General features: G+C 55.8%; 9 protein-coding genes. 4 read left to right on the forward strand and 5 right to left on the reverse strand.

The features are described from left to right. Window positions 1-3: 3 nt before the first annotated feature. The gene (gltB, locus tag G544_RS0112395; RefSeq protein WP_027274904.1) at window positions 4-4,467 is read right to left on the reverse strand and encodes a glutamate synthase large subunit; all 4,464 of its coding nucleotides are present in this window, start codon (window positions 4,465-4,467) and stop codon (window positions 4-6) included. Window positions 4,468-5,229: 762 nt separating this feature from the next. Here gltB and mnmL point away from each other — a divergent pair. The 4 genes from mnmL to mtgA all read left to right on the forward strand — a co-directional run bounded on the left by mnmL (window position 5,230) and on the right by mtgA (window position 10,231). Further along, complete coding sequence (gene mnmL / locus G544_RS0112400) at window positions 5,230-6,132, forward strand: tRNA modification radical SAM protein MnmL/YtqA (protein WP_027274905.1); 903 nt, start codon at window positions 5,230-5,232, stop codon at window positions 6,130-6,132. Between the two features lie 193 nt (window positions 6,133-6,325). Then, window positions 6,326-8,668, forward strand: coding sequence for an aerobic respiration two-component sensor histidine kinase ArcB (gene arcB, locus G544_RS0112405; RefSeq protein ID WP_027274906.1), 2,343 nt, complete (start codon window positions 6,326-6,328; stop codon window positions 8,666-8,668). Between the two features lie 190 nt (window positions 8,669-8,858). Beyond that, the gene (elbB, locus tag G544_RS0112410) at window positions 8,859-9,512 is read left to right on the forward strand and encodes an isoprenoid biosynthesis glyoxalase ElbB (RefSeq protein WP_027274907.1); all 654 of its coding nucleotides are present in this window, start codon (window positions 8,859-8,861) and stop codon (window positions 9,510-9,512) included. Beyond that, entirely contained in the window at window positions 9,509-10,231 is a 723-nt protein-coding gene (gene mtgA, locus G544_RS0112415) for a monofunctional biosynthetic peptidoglycan transglycosylase (RefSeq protein ID WP_036023984.1), read from the forward strand. The genes elbB and mtgA overlap by 4 nt, the downstream gene beginning before the upstream one ends. Window positions 10,232-10,592: 361 nt before the next feature. Here mtgA and dolP read toward each other — a convergent pair whose 3' ends face one another. Genes dolP through G544_RS0112435 form a run of 4 tightly spaced genes read right to left on the reverse strand, consistent with a single transcriptional unit; the run spans window position 10,593 to window position 13,959 of the window. Then, window positions 10,593-11,171, reverse strand: a complete 579-nt coding sequence (dolP, locus tag G544_RS0112420; RefSeq protein ID WP_027274909.1) for a division/outer membrane stress-associated lipid-binding lipoprotein — start codon at window positions 11,169-11,171, stop codon at window positions 10,593-10,595. Window positions 11,172-11,184: 13 nt separating this feature from the next. Next, complete coding sequence (gene diaA / locus G544_RS0112425; protein WP_027274910.1) at window positions 11,185-11,775, reverse strand: DnaA initiator-associating protein DiaA; 591 nt, start codon at window positions 11,773-11,775, stop codon at window positions 11,185-11,187. Window positions 11,776-11,815: 40 nt separating this feature from the next. Further along, a complete protein-coding gene (locus G544_RS0112430) occupies window positions 11,816-12,226 on the reverse strand; it encodes a YraN family protein (protein WP_027274911.1) in 411 nt (136 codons plus the stop codon). Next, the gene (locus G544_RS0112435; protein WP_027274912.1) at window positions 12,175-13,959 is read right to left on the reverse strand and encodes a penicillin-binding protein activator; all 1,785 of its coding nucleotides are present in this window, start codon (window positions 13,957-13,959) and stop codon (window positions 12,175-12,177) included. Before G544_RS0112435 ends, G544_RS0112430 begins: the two co-directional genes overlap by 52 nt. Between the last annotated feature and the right edge of the window lies 1 nt (window position 13,960).

The raw sequence follows: 13,960 nt of genomic DNA on the forward strand, positions 1-13,960 counted from the left end.
CTCTTACTGCGCCAGGATCCGCAGCTCTGCGCTGGAGCGGCTGCGGTGGCCAAGCAGCGCCTTGACGTCGCTGGACTTGGGCTTGATTAAAACGAACAGGGTGGACCACTGCGACCAGTTGGCCAGGATCTCTTCGGCACGGGCGGAGCCGGTGTGCTGGACGTGTTCGGTGATCAGGCCGCGCAGGTGCTCTTCGTGGATCGGCAGTTCGTCCACCGCCAGTACGTCAACCAGCTCGGCGTTGACCCGCTTGCGAAACTCCCTGTCTTCATCAAGCACGTAGGCAAACCCTCCTGTCATGCCCGCGCCGAAGTTGATACCGGTACGTCCAAGAATACAGACGATGCCGCCGGTCATGTATTCACAGCCGTTGTCGCCGATGCCTTCAACCACCGTAAGCGCGCCGGAGTTGCGTACGGCGAATCGTTCGCCCGCGCGCCCGGCGGCGAACAGCTTGCCGCCGGTGGCGCCGTACAGGCAGGTGTTGCCGATAATCGACGCTTCGTGGCTCTTAAACGCAGAGCCGACCGGCGGGCGAATGACAATGACGCCGCCCGCCATGCCTTTGCCGACGTAGTCGTTGGCGTCCCCGGTGAGCGAAAGCTCAACGCCGCCGGCGTTCCACACGCCGAAGCTTTGGCCCGCAGTGCCGTTGAAATTGACCTTGATCGGAGAACCCGCCAGCCCCTGATCGCCATGCTGGCGCGCGATTGCGCCGGACAGGGCCGCGCCGACGGAGCGGTCAGTGTTGCGAATGTCGAAATAGAACGACTTGCTCTGTTTGGCCTGAACGAAGGGCGATGCCTGCGACAGCAGCGTTTGGTTCAGCATTCCCTTATCGAAGGGAGGGTTGTTTTCGGTACAGTAAAGCGCTTTGCCCGGATGCGGCTGAGCGCACGCCAGCAGCGAAGAAAGATCAAGCTTCTGCTGCTTGGCGGAAAAGCCTTCCAGCTCGATGAGCAGGTCGGTCCGTCCGATAAGGTCAGTCAGTTGAGCTACGCCCAGCTCCGCCATGATCCGACGCGTTTCTTCTGCAACGAAGCGGAAGTAGTTCATAACTCTTTCCGGCAGGCCGTGATAGTGCTCGCGGCGCAGCTTTTCATCCTGCGTAGCGACGCCGGTCGCGCAGTTGTTTAAGTGGCAGATGCGCAGATATTTGCAGCCTAGCGCTACCATTGGCCCGGTGCCGAAGCCGAAGCTCTCCGCGCCGAGGATCGCCGCCTTGACGATGTCCAGCCCGGTTTTCAGGCCTCCATCCACCTGCAGGCGGATTTTGTGGCGCAGGCCGTTGGCCACCAGCGCCTGCTGGGTTTCGGCCAGCCCAAGTTCCCACGGCGAGCCGGCATACTTCACCGACGTCAGCGGGCTGGCGCCGGTGCCGCCGTCGTAGCCAGCGATAGTGATAAGGTCGGCATAGGCTTTTGCCACGCCGGTAGCGATGGTGCCGACGCCCGGTTCGGATACCAGCTTAACGGAAATCAGCGCCCGATCGTTGACCTGCTTGAGGTCAAAAATCAGCTGAGCCAGATCCTCGATCGAATAAATATCGTGATGCGGCGGTGGAGAAATCAGCGTAACGCCGGGCACCGAGTAGCGAAGCTTCGCGATATAGGGGGTGACCTTGTCGCCGGGCAGCTGGCCGCCTTCGCCGGGCTTGGCGCCCTGAGCGACTTTTACCTGAATGACGTCCGCGTTAACCAGATAGGCGGGCGTAACCCCAAAGCGGCCCGAGGCGACCTGCTTGATGCGGGACACCTTATTGGTGCCGTAGCGTACGGGGTCTTCACCGCCTTCGCCGGAGTTGGACTTGCCGCCCAGCGTGTTCATGGCGATAGCCAACGATTCGTGGGCCTCCGGGCTTAGCGCGCCTATTGACATGGCGGCGCTGTCAAAGCGGGTGAACAGCGATTCGACAGGCTCTACGCTTTCAAGCGCGATGGCCTGCGACGGATCTGTTGGTTTCAATGTCAGCAGGTCGCGCAGCGTGGTGGCCGGACGGCTGTTGACCAGCCCTGCATAGACCTGATAGTCCTCATAGCTGCCGCTTTTTACCGCCGCTTGAAGCGAGGTAACGACGTCCGGGTTATAGGCGTGATACTCCCCGCCGTGGACGAATTTCAGCAGCCCGCCCTGATCCAGTGGCTTGCGTGCGAGCCATGCCCGCTTGGAAAGGTTTAGCAGATCGCGCTGGAAGTCGTCAAAATCAGCGCCGCCAATGCGGCTGGTAAATCCGTTAAAGCAAAGCTCGGTCAGTTCTGCATGCAGCCCAACGGCCTCAAACAGCTGGGAGCAGCGGTAGGAGGCGATAGTAGATATGCCCATTTTAGACATAATTTTATAAAGCCCCTTGTTGATGCCGTTGCGGTAGTTAAGCATCACCTTGCGCTGCGGTTTGTCTATCACGCCGCTTTCCACCATCCCTGCCAGCGACTCGTAGGCCAGATAGGGATAGATGGCGGTCGCGCCGATGCCGAGCAGCACCGCGAAGTGGTGCGGGTCGCGCGCGCTGGCGGTTTCAACGATGATGTTGGCATCGCAGCGCAGGTTGGCATTGACCAGCCGGGTTTGCAGCGCGCCGACCGCCATAGGCGCGGGGATCGGCAGGCGACCGGGAACGATATTGCGATCAGACAGCACCAGCAGCACGGCACCCTGGCGAACCTTTTGTTCCGCCTGCTTGCAAACGGCGAGGATTGCGTCCTTCAGACCCGACTTTTCCGGATCGTAGGTGATATCGATGGTGTCTGCGCGGTAGTATTCCTCTTTCATCGTCGTGAGCTGGACGAAGTCAGAGTAAAGCAGAACCGGCGAAGGGAAGCTTAGGCGGTGGGCCTGCCCCTCGGCTTCGCAGAATACGTTCATCTCACGACCGATATTGGTCGCCAAAGACATCACGTGGGATTCGCGCAGCGGATCGATAGGCGGGTTAGTGACCTGTGCAAACTGCTGGCGGAAGTAGTCGTAAATAATGCGCGGGCGGCTGGAAAGCACGGCGAAGGGCGTATCGTCGCCCATAGAGCCGGTGGCCTCCTGGCCGTTTTCTCCCAGAACGCGGAGGATCTGTTCCAGCTCTTCGCTGCTGTAGGCAAACTGCTTCTGGTAGGCGAGCAGACGGGCGTCGTCGAATTCCCGCTGGCCGATTTGGTCATCGGGCAGCGCCTCATAGGCCGTCAGGCGGCGGACGTTTTTGCTCATCCAGCTTAGGTAGGGGTGGCGTCCCTTTAGATCGTTATCGGTTTCGTTGTTGCGAAGAATTCTGCCGGTGCGCGTGTCGATAACCAGCAGCTCGCCGGGGCCGACGCGGCCTTTTTCCAGCACTTCGTCGGGCTGATAGTCCCAAATGCCGACTTCAGAAGCGCAGGTGATAAGCCGGTCTTTGGTGATAACGTAGCGTGCCGGGCGCAGGCCGTTGCGATCCAGGCTACAGGTCGCGTAGCGCCCGTCGGACATGACGATCCCCGCCGGGCCGTCCCACGGTTCCATGTGCATGGAGTTAAAGTCGAAGAAGGCGCGTAGCTCTTCGTCCATGTCCGGATTGTTCTGCCAGGCCGGCGGGACTAAAAGGCGCATGGCGCGAACCAGATCCATACCGCCGTTGAGCAGAAGCTCCAGCATGTTGTCCAGAGAGCTTGAGTCGGAGCCGGTCTCGTTAACGAACGGCGCGGCGTCCTGCAGGTCGGGAATAAGCGGCGTCTTGAACTTGTAGGAGCGCGCTCTGGCCCACTGGCGGTTGCCGGTAATCGTGTTGATTTCGCCGTTGTGCGCCAGATAGCGAAACGGCTGGGCGAGCGGCCATCTCGGCACGGTGTTGGTAGAAAAACGCTGGTGAAACAGGCAGATGGAAGACTCAAGGCGCAGGTCCGCGAGGTCGAGATAAAACCTCGGCAGGTCGACGGGCATACATAAGCCTTTGTAAATAATAACGACGTTCGACAGGCTGCAAACGTAGAAAGTATCGTCCTGTACCCGCTGTTCAATGCGGCGGCGCGCCATAAACAAGCGGCGCTCCATGTCAACGGAGCGCCAGCCCGCCGGCGCGTTAACAAAGATTTGTTCAATGCGCGGCAGCGACGACAGGGCGATTTCACCCAGCATGTCAGGATTGGTCGGCACCGTACGCCAGCCGACGACCGACAGCGTTTCGCGCGTGAGTTCTTCTTCAACGATCGCGCGGCTGGCCTTCGCCTCTTTTTCATTTTGGCTTAAAAACAGCATGCCGACCGCGTAATTCTTGGCCAGCCTCCAGCCCTGCTCTTCGGCGACCAGGCGGAAAAAGCGATCGGGCTTTTGCAGCAGCAGGCCGCAGCCGTCGCCGGTTTTCCCATCGGAGAGAATAGCACCCCGGTGCTGCATGCGTGACAGGCCGTGAATAGCCGTTCTGACAACCTTGTGGCTGGGTTCGCCCTCTATGTGGGCGATAAGCCCAAAGCCGCAGTTGTCACGCTGTTTAGACGCGTCGTATAGCATGATGTTGCTCTCCCGTTGCTCCATATATTGTGCATTTGTGCTGTGCAATTAACGTTATGTATCGTTTTTTAATTTATTGTTTTTCATTTCTCTACTAACCAAATAGCGGACACCAGTAAACCCGCCACGTGCTGCGCTGGCGCGACTTCAATCATTGAATATCAGGCTCAGTCTGGCGTTAGCCAGAGCGAAATAGTGCGCCAGCGCGGATGGCGTACTGAACGTAGAATGCCGGACCGGTTTGGCGGAGAGCCTCATCCAAAGGCCCAGAGAAACGTTTGTGACTCCAACTTAATATACAAAGAGAATTCAGGTCAAATGGCTGATAAAAAGGGGGGGGATTTTATTATTTTAATTTAATTATTTGAAAAACAATTATTTTATTGATCAATTGAGATTCGAGTTTTAAATCTGAAGAAAAATAAACTGTGACCTAAGTCACTATATAGCCCGCGGAACGTCGCAGTCATATGCTTATATTGTCGTTTAATCTGGTATGATATCCTTACAAACTATTTTTATTTGGTATTTAATTGCGTAATTTGTTGTGGAGATGTTATTGAGTCGTTGAGGAACGGTATGAAAAGAAATCATGATTCTATTCGCCGCTTCACTTTGACTAATAATAAAAAAGCGCAGATTACGGATCCCTGACGGTTTGATCTCTGTCGTGCCGTAGAAGGGGAATTATCGGTAGATTGTGGCTCTTTTAGCCAGACGATCTCTGGCATCAACGGCAACGAGAAAGCGCTCAGGTTAACTATGCAACTTCACCAGTATGTCAACATGTTCGGCGCGGATTTACAGCGACGCTATGGTGAAAAAATACATAAGCTGACGCTGCACGGCGGCTTCAACTGCCCCAATCGGGACGGCACGCTGGGAAGAGGGGGATGTACGTTTTGTAACGTCGCCTCTTTCTCTGATGAAGCCCAGCAGTATAAAAGCATTGCCGAACAGTTGGCGACGCAGGCTCAGAAGGTCAATCGCGCGAAACGCTATTTGGCCTATTTTCAGGCTTATACCAGCACCTATGCGGAGCTTTGCCTGCTGAGGGATATGTACCAACAGGCGCTGGCGCAGACCGACATCGTCGGCATCTGCGTGGGAACGAGGCCCGACTGCGTATCTGAGCCGGTGCTGGATCTGCTGGCGAGTTACTGTCGGCAGGGGTACGAAGTTTGGCTTGAGCTGGGCTTACAGAGCGCCAGCGACAAAACGCTCAAGCGAATTAACCGCGGCCACGACTTTGCCTGCTATTGCGCGACGGCCAGAGCGGCGAGGCTGCGGGGAATAAAAGTATGCACTCACCTTATCGTTGGGCTGCCCGGCGAGAGAATGGCGGAAAGCCTGAGTACGTTGGAAAAAGTGACTGCGGAAGGAACCGACGGCATTAAGCTGCATCCCCTCCACGTCGTTACGGGGAGCATTATGGCGAAGGCTTGGAGCGCAGGGCGTTTGCAAGCGCTTACCCTTGAAGAGTACGTTGATATCGCCAGCGAGATGATAAGGCACACGCCTGTGGAAGTGGTCTATCATCGCATTTCGGCTACGGCGCGGCGTCCAACGCTCTTGGCGCCCCTGTGGTGTGAAAACCGCTGGCTGGCGATGAACGGCATTGAAGCCCGCCTGGCGCAGGCGGGTGGGCAGGGCTCAGCCTTGTGATGGTTAAAAGCGCCTTTATAATGTGTGTTTCTCCGCTCGCCGCAGCGGTATTTTATTGTTTATACTCGTTATGTTTTTACCTGCGGGCGTTTCTCTTCTCGGCGCGCGAGTTATTTCGAATTATTTAGAGTATGTGCGTGAATTATCGCGCATTTTGTTGTAACTTCGACGCACTGTCATGTCGGGAGTCACCATGAAGCAACTGAGAAAACTGGCCCAGTACTACGTTAACGCTATGGTAAAGCTGGGGCTGGTGCGATTTTCTCTGCTGTTGGCCTCTATCCTTATCGTTCTTGCTTTTACGGTACAAATCTCCGTTACCGCCGCGCTAAACGGCAACATCGAACGCATAGACGTTGTTCGTTCGATCTTTTTTGGCCTGCTGGTAACGCCCTGGGCGGTCTATTTTCTTTCCATCGTGGTGGAACAGCTTGAGGACTCCCGCCAGCGTTTGGCAAAGCTTGTCGAAACGCTGGAAGAGATGCGCACGCGCGACCTTGAACTTAACCACAAGCTGCAGGACAACATTGAGCGCCTGAATCAGGAAATCCGTGAGCGTATTAAGGCGGAAGAGGCGAGAGAGAGCGCGATTGAAGAGCTGCAGATTGAGATAGTCCAACGCCAGCAGGCGCAGACCGAATATGAACAGCAGTCCGTGTTCCTGCGCTCGTTTCTTGATTCGTCTCCCGACTTGGTTTATTACCGCGATGAGAACGGGCGATTCTCCGGCTGTAACCGGGCTATGGAACTGTTGACCGGGCGTAGCGAAAAGCAGCTTATTGGCCTGACGGCAAGCGATCTGTACCCCAAAGAGGTGGCGGAAAAGGTTGTCGAAACCGACGACAAAGTGTTTCGCCACAACGTGTCTCTGACCTATGAACAGTGGCTCGACTATCCTGACGGGCGCAAGGCCTGTTTTGAAGTGCGTAAAGTGCCCTTCTACGCGCTGGACGGCAAGCGCCACGGCCTGATGGGATTCGGGCGCGACATCACCGAACGCAAGCGCTATCAGGACGCGCTAGAGAAAGCGAGCCGCGATAAAACCACTTTCATTTCCACCATCAGCCACGAGCTTAGAACGCCGCTTAACGGCATCGTAGGCCTAAGCCGCATTCTGCTGGATACCGAGCTTAATGATGAGCAGCTGAAGTATTTACGCACTATTTACGTCAGCGCCACCACGCTTGGCTATATTTTTAACGACGTCATCGAGCTCGACAAGATCGAACGGCGGAAGACGCAGCTGGACTTAGCGCCGCTCGATCTTTTCGCCTTCCTGTCAGATCTGGAAAACCTCTCCGGCCTGCTGGTTGAGCCAAAAGGGCTCAACTTTACGCTGGAATACAGTAAAGAGCTGCCAAACTTTATCATTACCGACGGCACTCGCCTGCGGCAGATTCTGTGGAACCTGATCGGCAACGCGGTCAAGTTTACCAAAGAGGGAGGGATCTCCGTTCGCGTTCGCCGCGAGGGGGAAAGCCAATTCTGCTTTGAGGTCGAGGATACCGGCATAGGCATACCGCAGGAAGAAACCGACAAAATCTTCGCGATGTACTATCAGGTGCCCAGCGAGCACGGTGGGCGACCCGCCACCGGCACGGGGATTGGTTTGGCGATTTCTCTGCGGCTGGCTCAGGCCATGGGCGGCGATATCTTTGTTAAGAGTGAAGTGGGCAAGGGCACGCAGTTTACCGTCTTTATTAAGGCGGACGCGGTTTCCCAACTTGAAGAGCCGCTCCATAAGCCCGAAGCGCCGCCTCCTGAACTTAACGTTTTGCTGGTTGAAGACATTGAGCTCAACGTCATTGTCGCCCGTTCCGTACTGGAAAAGCTGGGCCATCACGTCGACGTCGCCATGACCGGCACGGAAGCGTTGGAAAAATTCAAACCCTACGTATACGATCTGGTGCTTTTAGACATCCAACTGCCGGATATGACCGGCTTTGATATTGCTCGCCAAGTCAGGGAAACCTACAGGACCGAAGAGATCCCGCCGCTGGTGGCGTTAACGGCAAACGTATTAAAGGATAAGCGTGAATACCTTAATGCGGGCATGGACGACGTGCTGAACAAACCGTTATCCGTTCCGGATTTGATGGTGGTGATTAATAAAATTGGCGATACTCATGCGAAGGCGTTACCGAACCTACAGGAGAAAAACGCGATGAAGTCTAACGAGGATATACTCGATTTAACCATGTTGGAGCAGTATATCGAGCTGGTGGGACCCAAGTTGATTCTTGACGGCATCGCGATGTATGAACAGGTGATGCCGGGCTATCTGGCGGTTTTAGATTCCAATATGACGGCGCGGGATCAAAAGGGTATTACCGAAGAGGCGCATAAAATCAAAGGCGCCTCGGGTTCTATCGGATTAAAGCATCTGCAAACCGTCGCCCGTCAAATCCAAACGCCGACGCTGCCCGCCTGGTGGGACAACGTAGAAGAGTGGATTGACGAGCTGAAGCTTGAGTGGCGCGAAGACGTACAGATCTTGCGTAGCTGGGTTGATGAGCGGGTGAAAAAGCAGCCGTAATCGGCGAAGAAATCAAAGGTTCAGGCATTTGAATAGATATTGCGCGAGCCAAAGGTCCGCGTTATTAGCTGCGTGCGGCCTAAGCGGCGCGAACAATTAGGGGACACGCCCTTATTTGTTGGCGTAGAATAAACGTATATAAAGAGCGCAAACTCAAACAAGAAAAGACGTTTTTTAAGAGGAGTGACCGATGAAACGTGTTGCCGTTGTACTCAGTGGGTGTGGCTTTCTGGACGGCGCGGAAATTCATGAGTCCGTATTGGCTCTGCTCGCATTGGATCGCGCAGGCGCGCAGGTAACCTGCTTTGCTCCCGATCAGCCACAGGCTGACGTCGTTAACCACTTTACCGGCCAGCCTGCGTCTGAAAGCCGCAACGTCTTAACCGAATCCGCACGCATCGCCAGAGGAAAGATCCAGCCGCTGTCGCAGGCCGACGCCTCTCTGTTTGACGCCCTGATCGTCCCCGGTGGCTTCGGTGCTGCAAAGAACCTGAGTAATTTTGCAAGCGCAGGGGCGGAATGCGTCATCAATCAGGATTTAGCTCGCCTGGTAAAGGCTATGCATCAGGCCGGCAAGCCGATGGGCTTTATCTGTATCGCCCCTGCGCTGCTGCCTAAGCTGCTCGGCGTTCCTGTACGCGTGACAATCGGTAACGATATCGACACGGCGGAGATTATCGACGCCATGGGTGGGGAGCACATAACCTGCCCGGTTGACGATATCGTGGTCGATGAAGATCAAAAAGTCGTTACTACGCCTGCCTATATGCTGGCTCAAGGCATTGCCGAAGCTGCTCAGGGCATTGAAAAGCTGGTTTCTCGGGTGCTGGTGCTGAGCGAATGAAAAAATTTGCCCTTTCACGAGTGACGGGGCGCCTCTTCTTTTGGATAAAACGGTGCATTGTCGCCGTTTTATTACTGTGGTGCGCCGGCATTGCGCTTTTCGCCTTTCTGCCGGTGCCCTTCTCCGCCGTGATGTTGGAAAAGCAGCTGGGCGCCTGGCTAACCGGCAATTTTTCCTATGTAGCCCATCAGACCTGGGTATCGATGGATGAGATCTCTCCCCACATGGCGCTGGCGGTCATGGCATCGGAAGATCAAAAGTTTCCCAGCCACTGGGGATTTGACCTCAACGCCATCGAATCCGCGATGAGCCATAATGAACGCAAGCCGCAGCGGGTCAGGGGAGCGTCAACCATTTCCCAGCAAACGGCGAAAAACCTCTTTTTATGGAACGGCAGAAGCTGGGTGAGAAAAGGGCTGGAGGCCGGCCTGACCGTTGGCCTGGAGGTTGCCTGGACTAAACGTCGTATTCTAACGGTTTATCTCAACGTGGCAGAGTTTGGCGAGGGCGTATTTGGCGTAGAGGAAGCCGCTCAGCGCTACTTCAAAAAGCCCGCCAGCAGGCTTACGCCGACGGAAGCCGCTCGCCTTGCCGCCGTGCTGCCAAACCCTATCCGATTCAAGGCCAATAAGCCGTCGTCCTACGTTATTGCGCGGCAAAACTGGATACTGAGGCAGATGAACCTGATGGGGGGAACGCGCGTCGTTGACGGTCTCTAAAAGGACTGGCTGGCGTGTTAAAGGCGTTGAGACAGATAAAAGAAACGCTCGCATTGAAAAGTGCGGGCGTTTGAGAGTGTTAACAAAGGTCTTGAATAAAACTTACGGAGTTAAACGGCGGGAGAGGGTGCCGTGGGGGTCGACTTGGCGTAAGCCAACGAAGTGCCCGTAGGCAGCCTAGGCCCGTCGCACTCTCAAAGATAATACAGGCGCCCTCCCGGCCGAGCACGATAGTGATATAGGTAGATCGTATTTACGGCCGGAATATCCTCTGAAGATTATTTAAGGGGGTTTGTCATTAATTTGAAACGCCCGCATTGAAAAGTGCGGGCGTTTTTTGCTTTCAGCGAACTGCGCAAGATTATTTCAAGTAGTGGAATACGGTCACAACCTGCTTGACGCCGCTGACCTGGCTTGCGATTTTAGCGGCTTCCTGGCCCTGAGCTTCTGTCACCAGTCCGAGCAGGAAGACTTCGCCGTTTTCAGTGACGACCTTAACGTTGCTGGATTTCACCTTATCGCTGGTCAATAGCTGCGAACGCACCTTGGTGGTTATCCAGCTGTCGCTTGAAATTGTGCCGAGCTCTACCGGCTTACCCTCGCGAATGGCGCTGTAGACTTCCTGTACGCCGTCAACGCCCAGAGCGATGTTCTTAGCGCGCTCAGACAGCTCGGGGCGCGGGGACTGACCGGTAAGCAGCACGTTGCCCTGATAGGCTGTGGTAGTGACTCGAGCGTCCTGCTTGATTTCCTGATCCTTGGCGATGGCGCTGCTGACGCGAGCCTCCAGCGTAACGTCGTCTACCTGCGTTCCCATGGTGCGTGGGTCGGTCGCCGTTTTGGTCGCGACGGCGGCGCCGCCGGCGACAACGGCAACGCATCCGTTTAACACTACGGTACTAAGTAAAACGGCGAGTACGGTCAATTTATGGATTTTCATGCAAAGCGCTCCTTCAGTCGTCCTGGTGAGGGAATAAAGTGTCATCAATGAGATCGCAAAGGCAGTTTACCATAAGCAAGTGCATCTCCTGTATTCTGGCCGCCCGATGGGACGGGATCCGTATTTCGACGTCTTCCTGACCGAGAAGCCCGGCCAGTTCGCCGCCGTCGGAGCCCGTCAGCGCAACGATGGTCATGTATCGGGTGACCGCCGCTTCAACGGCCTTAATGACGTCGCGGCAGTTGCCGCGGCTCGTGATGGCCAGCAAAATGTCGCCGGCTTGCCCTAACGCGCGCACCTGCTTGGCGTAGCCTTCATCTTTGACGCCATCGTTACCGATGGCCGTCAGCGTCACGCTGTCCGCGCTTAGCGCAATAGCCGGCAGGCTGGGGCGCTCGGTTTCAAAGCGGTTAATCAGGTTGGCGGCAAAGATCTGCGCGTTAGCCGCCGAAGCGCCATTGCCGCAGGTCAGTACTTTGTTGCCGTTAAGCAGCGACTGGACTATCGTCATGGCCGCTCGCGAAATGGCGTCAGGCAGGGCTTCCGCCGCTGCGATTTGAGTTTGGATGCTTTCGGTAAAACAGCCTTTAATTCTTTCCAACATAGTATCTTTTTGCTTTTTAAGGCCCGTAGAGGTTCTTGTACTAGGCGTCGCCGTTGGCGTCAAACGCATTGGTCAGCCATTGTAACTGATTCCCGGTGATGGCTAAAACATCGAATCGACAGTCCGCCGTTTCTATAGATAACGAACGCCCGTGAAGCCAGCGTGAAGCCGCGTACAGCAAGCGCCTGCGCTTGCGCAGGTCGATGGATTCCAACGCATGCCCATAGCGTGCGTGGCGGCGGTAGCGTACTTCAACAAATACCCAGGTACCGCCGTCTTGCATAATGAGGTCAAGCTCGCCGCCACGGTACTTTACGTTGGCGGCGATAAAGCGAAGGCCTGAGCGCTCCAGATGGCGGCGCGCCAGGCCTTCAAAGCGCGTTCCTACGCCATAGTGAGTTATTTCGCCGACTTCACCGGCGTTAGCTGACCCATTCGGTACTGAATCCATGATAGTTTACGGTGCACCACGCAGTTATCGTCAGCGGAAAGTATGCCCGTTGCGCCACTCAGTTGATAGTCGGGCATCTGACGAATCTCTGCGAAATGGCTCGCAAGTTCCCAAGCATCTGCACCCAAAGCGTAGAGTCGATACTGGGAGAAGTCGCTGCCGTACTTTTCACCGCCCTTTTGCGCCAGATCCGGCGACAGGCCGACTAGCAGCGGAATTTCGCTAAACTGTAGGCCTTCCATCTCAAAGCGGAAGTCTGGGCCTGCGCCTGCCTGATAGCTGCGCGAGCTGGCGTACAGCGTTGCGGACTTGGACGCCTTGGAGATGTCGAGCATCGGCTTGATGAGCGAAATTTCCGCCGCCGTGGAGACGATATAAATCGCATCTACGGAGGCGCTCGGCGCACTGGCCGCGCCGGACGCCAGCGAGACGGGTTGACCGTTGGCCGCCATGCCGCCGCCCTGGCTGATAGCCGCCTTCAGGTCGCCGAGGCTGCCGTAAAACTGAACGCGCGCCGTGTTGCCGGTTTGAATTTTCCACTGTTCGGCAAAGGCCTTGGATACGCGTTCGCCAAAGTTGCCGCGAGAGATGATGATAAGCGGTGACTTCTTACCTTCGGCATAAATATGGCGGGCGGCGTCGGCAGCTTCATCTTCCGGGGAAAGCGTTAAGTAGCAAACGTTAGGCCGATCGACGATGTTTTCCGGCTGATTGAGCGCCAGTACGCCCAGCGTCGTGCCGGACTCGATGACTTCTTCAACGTTCTTTTTCAGCAGCGGACCGACGATCATCGTCGCGCCGTCCTGCTCTGCCTGGGTCAGAATGTCGGCCAGCGGCTTACTGCCGGTATCGTATACCTTCACCTGCGCGGAGGTTTTGCTCAAAGATTTGGCGGTGTTGAAACCGTCTTGAACAATCGGGCCAAACTTTCCGCCCGAGCCGCTTAGCGGCAGCAGCAGTGCGATATTCGAACCGGAGAATTTCTGCATTTCCAGTGAACGCATCAGCGAAGTCGGCGGCATTTTCGCAGCCGGGTGGCTAGCGTAGCGGGTCTGCCAGTCTTTAATGGAAGACTGCAGCATGTCGAGGTTTCTTCTGTTGTTTTGATAGGTCTGCAGGAGATCCAGCCAGCCGCGCAGCGTTTCTTCGTTGGCGTCAATAACCAGCGACTCCATCATTTTGGGCGTAATGCGCGTTGCGGTATCCCAGGTTTGGTCAATGACGCTCTGACGCTCCTGTTCCGTAACGCGAGGCTCAAGGTTGATGTAGGCGCGCAGCTGAGCCATGGTGTCACGGCCCTTGTAGACTTGAGTTTCAAGGCGGAAGTAGCGCGTTTTTTGCGATTCGGACAGCGTGGCCAGGTTGACGTTCTTCAGCCCCTGAATCATTTCCTTGCTTTTTTTCTGCGCTGCGGCAAGCTCTGCGCTCAACAGATACCGTTCCTGCTGCTGAGCGTCGGTCAAGGTTTTTGGCAATTGTTGTAACATTGCGGACGCTTGTTTGGTATCGTTCTCGCCAATAAGCGCGCGAATTGCCATCAGCTGCCAGTTTACCTGCGCCTCGCCGCTGCTGCCCGCTGCTTTCTCAAGGTAATAAGCGGCGTTCTGCGTCAGATCGCCTTGAAACGTATTGGTGGGAGAAGTGATTTGGCATCCTGCCAAAAACAGCGTTGTAGCCAGCACCATCGGCAGCGCGAACGCGGCTTTGGTACGTAATGAAGTCAATAAACGCATG

Origin of the sequence: Leminorella grimontii ATCC 33999 = DSM 5078 (assembly GCF_000439085.1) — a bacterium.
Classification (GTDB): domain Bacteria; phylum Pseudomonadota; class Gammaproteobacteria; order Enterobacterales; family Enterobacteriaceae; genus Leminorella; species Leminorella grimontii.

What these genes read in the sequence shown, in the direction of transcription:
- diaA (WP_027274910.1), bottom strand. Translation starts at nt 11,775, where the DNA reads ATGTTGGAAAGAATTAAAGGCTGTTTTACCGAAAGCATCCAAACTCAA.
- elbB (WP_027274907.1), top strand. Translation starts at nt 8,859, where the DNA reads ATGAAACGTGTTGCCGTTGTACTCAGTGGGTGTGGCTTTCTGGACGGC.
- G544_RS0112435 (WP_027274912.1), bottom strand. Translation starts at nt 13,959, where the DNA reads ATGCGTTTATTGACTTCATTACGTACCAAAGCCGCGTTCGCGCTGCCG.
- G544_RS0112430 (WP_027274911.1), bottom strand. Translation starts at nt 12,226, where the DNA reads ATGGATTCAGTACCGAATGGGTCAGCTAACGCCGGTGAAGTCGGCGAA.
- arcB (WP_027274906.1), top strand. Translation starts at nt 6,326, where the DNA reads ATGAAGCAACTGAGAAAACTGGCCCAGTACTACGTTAACGCTATGGTA.
- mnmL (WP_027274905.1), top strand. Translation starts at nt 5,230, where the DNA reads ATGCAACTTCACCAGTATGTCAACATGTTCGGCGCGGATTTACAGCGA.
- mtgA (WP_036023984.1), top strand. Translation starts at nt 9,509, where the DNA reads ATGAAAAAATTTGCCCTTTCACGAGTGACGGGGCGCCTCTTCTTTTGG.
- gltB (WP_027274904.1), bottom strand. Translation starts at nt 4,467, where the DNA reads ATGCTATACGACGCGTCTAAACAGCGTGACAACTGCGGCTTTGGGCTT.
- dolP (WP_027274909.1), bottom strand. Translation starts at nt 11,171, where the DNA reads ATGAAAATCCATAAATTGACCGTACTCGCCGTTTTACTTAGTACCGTA.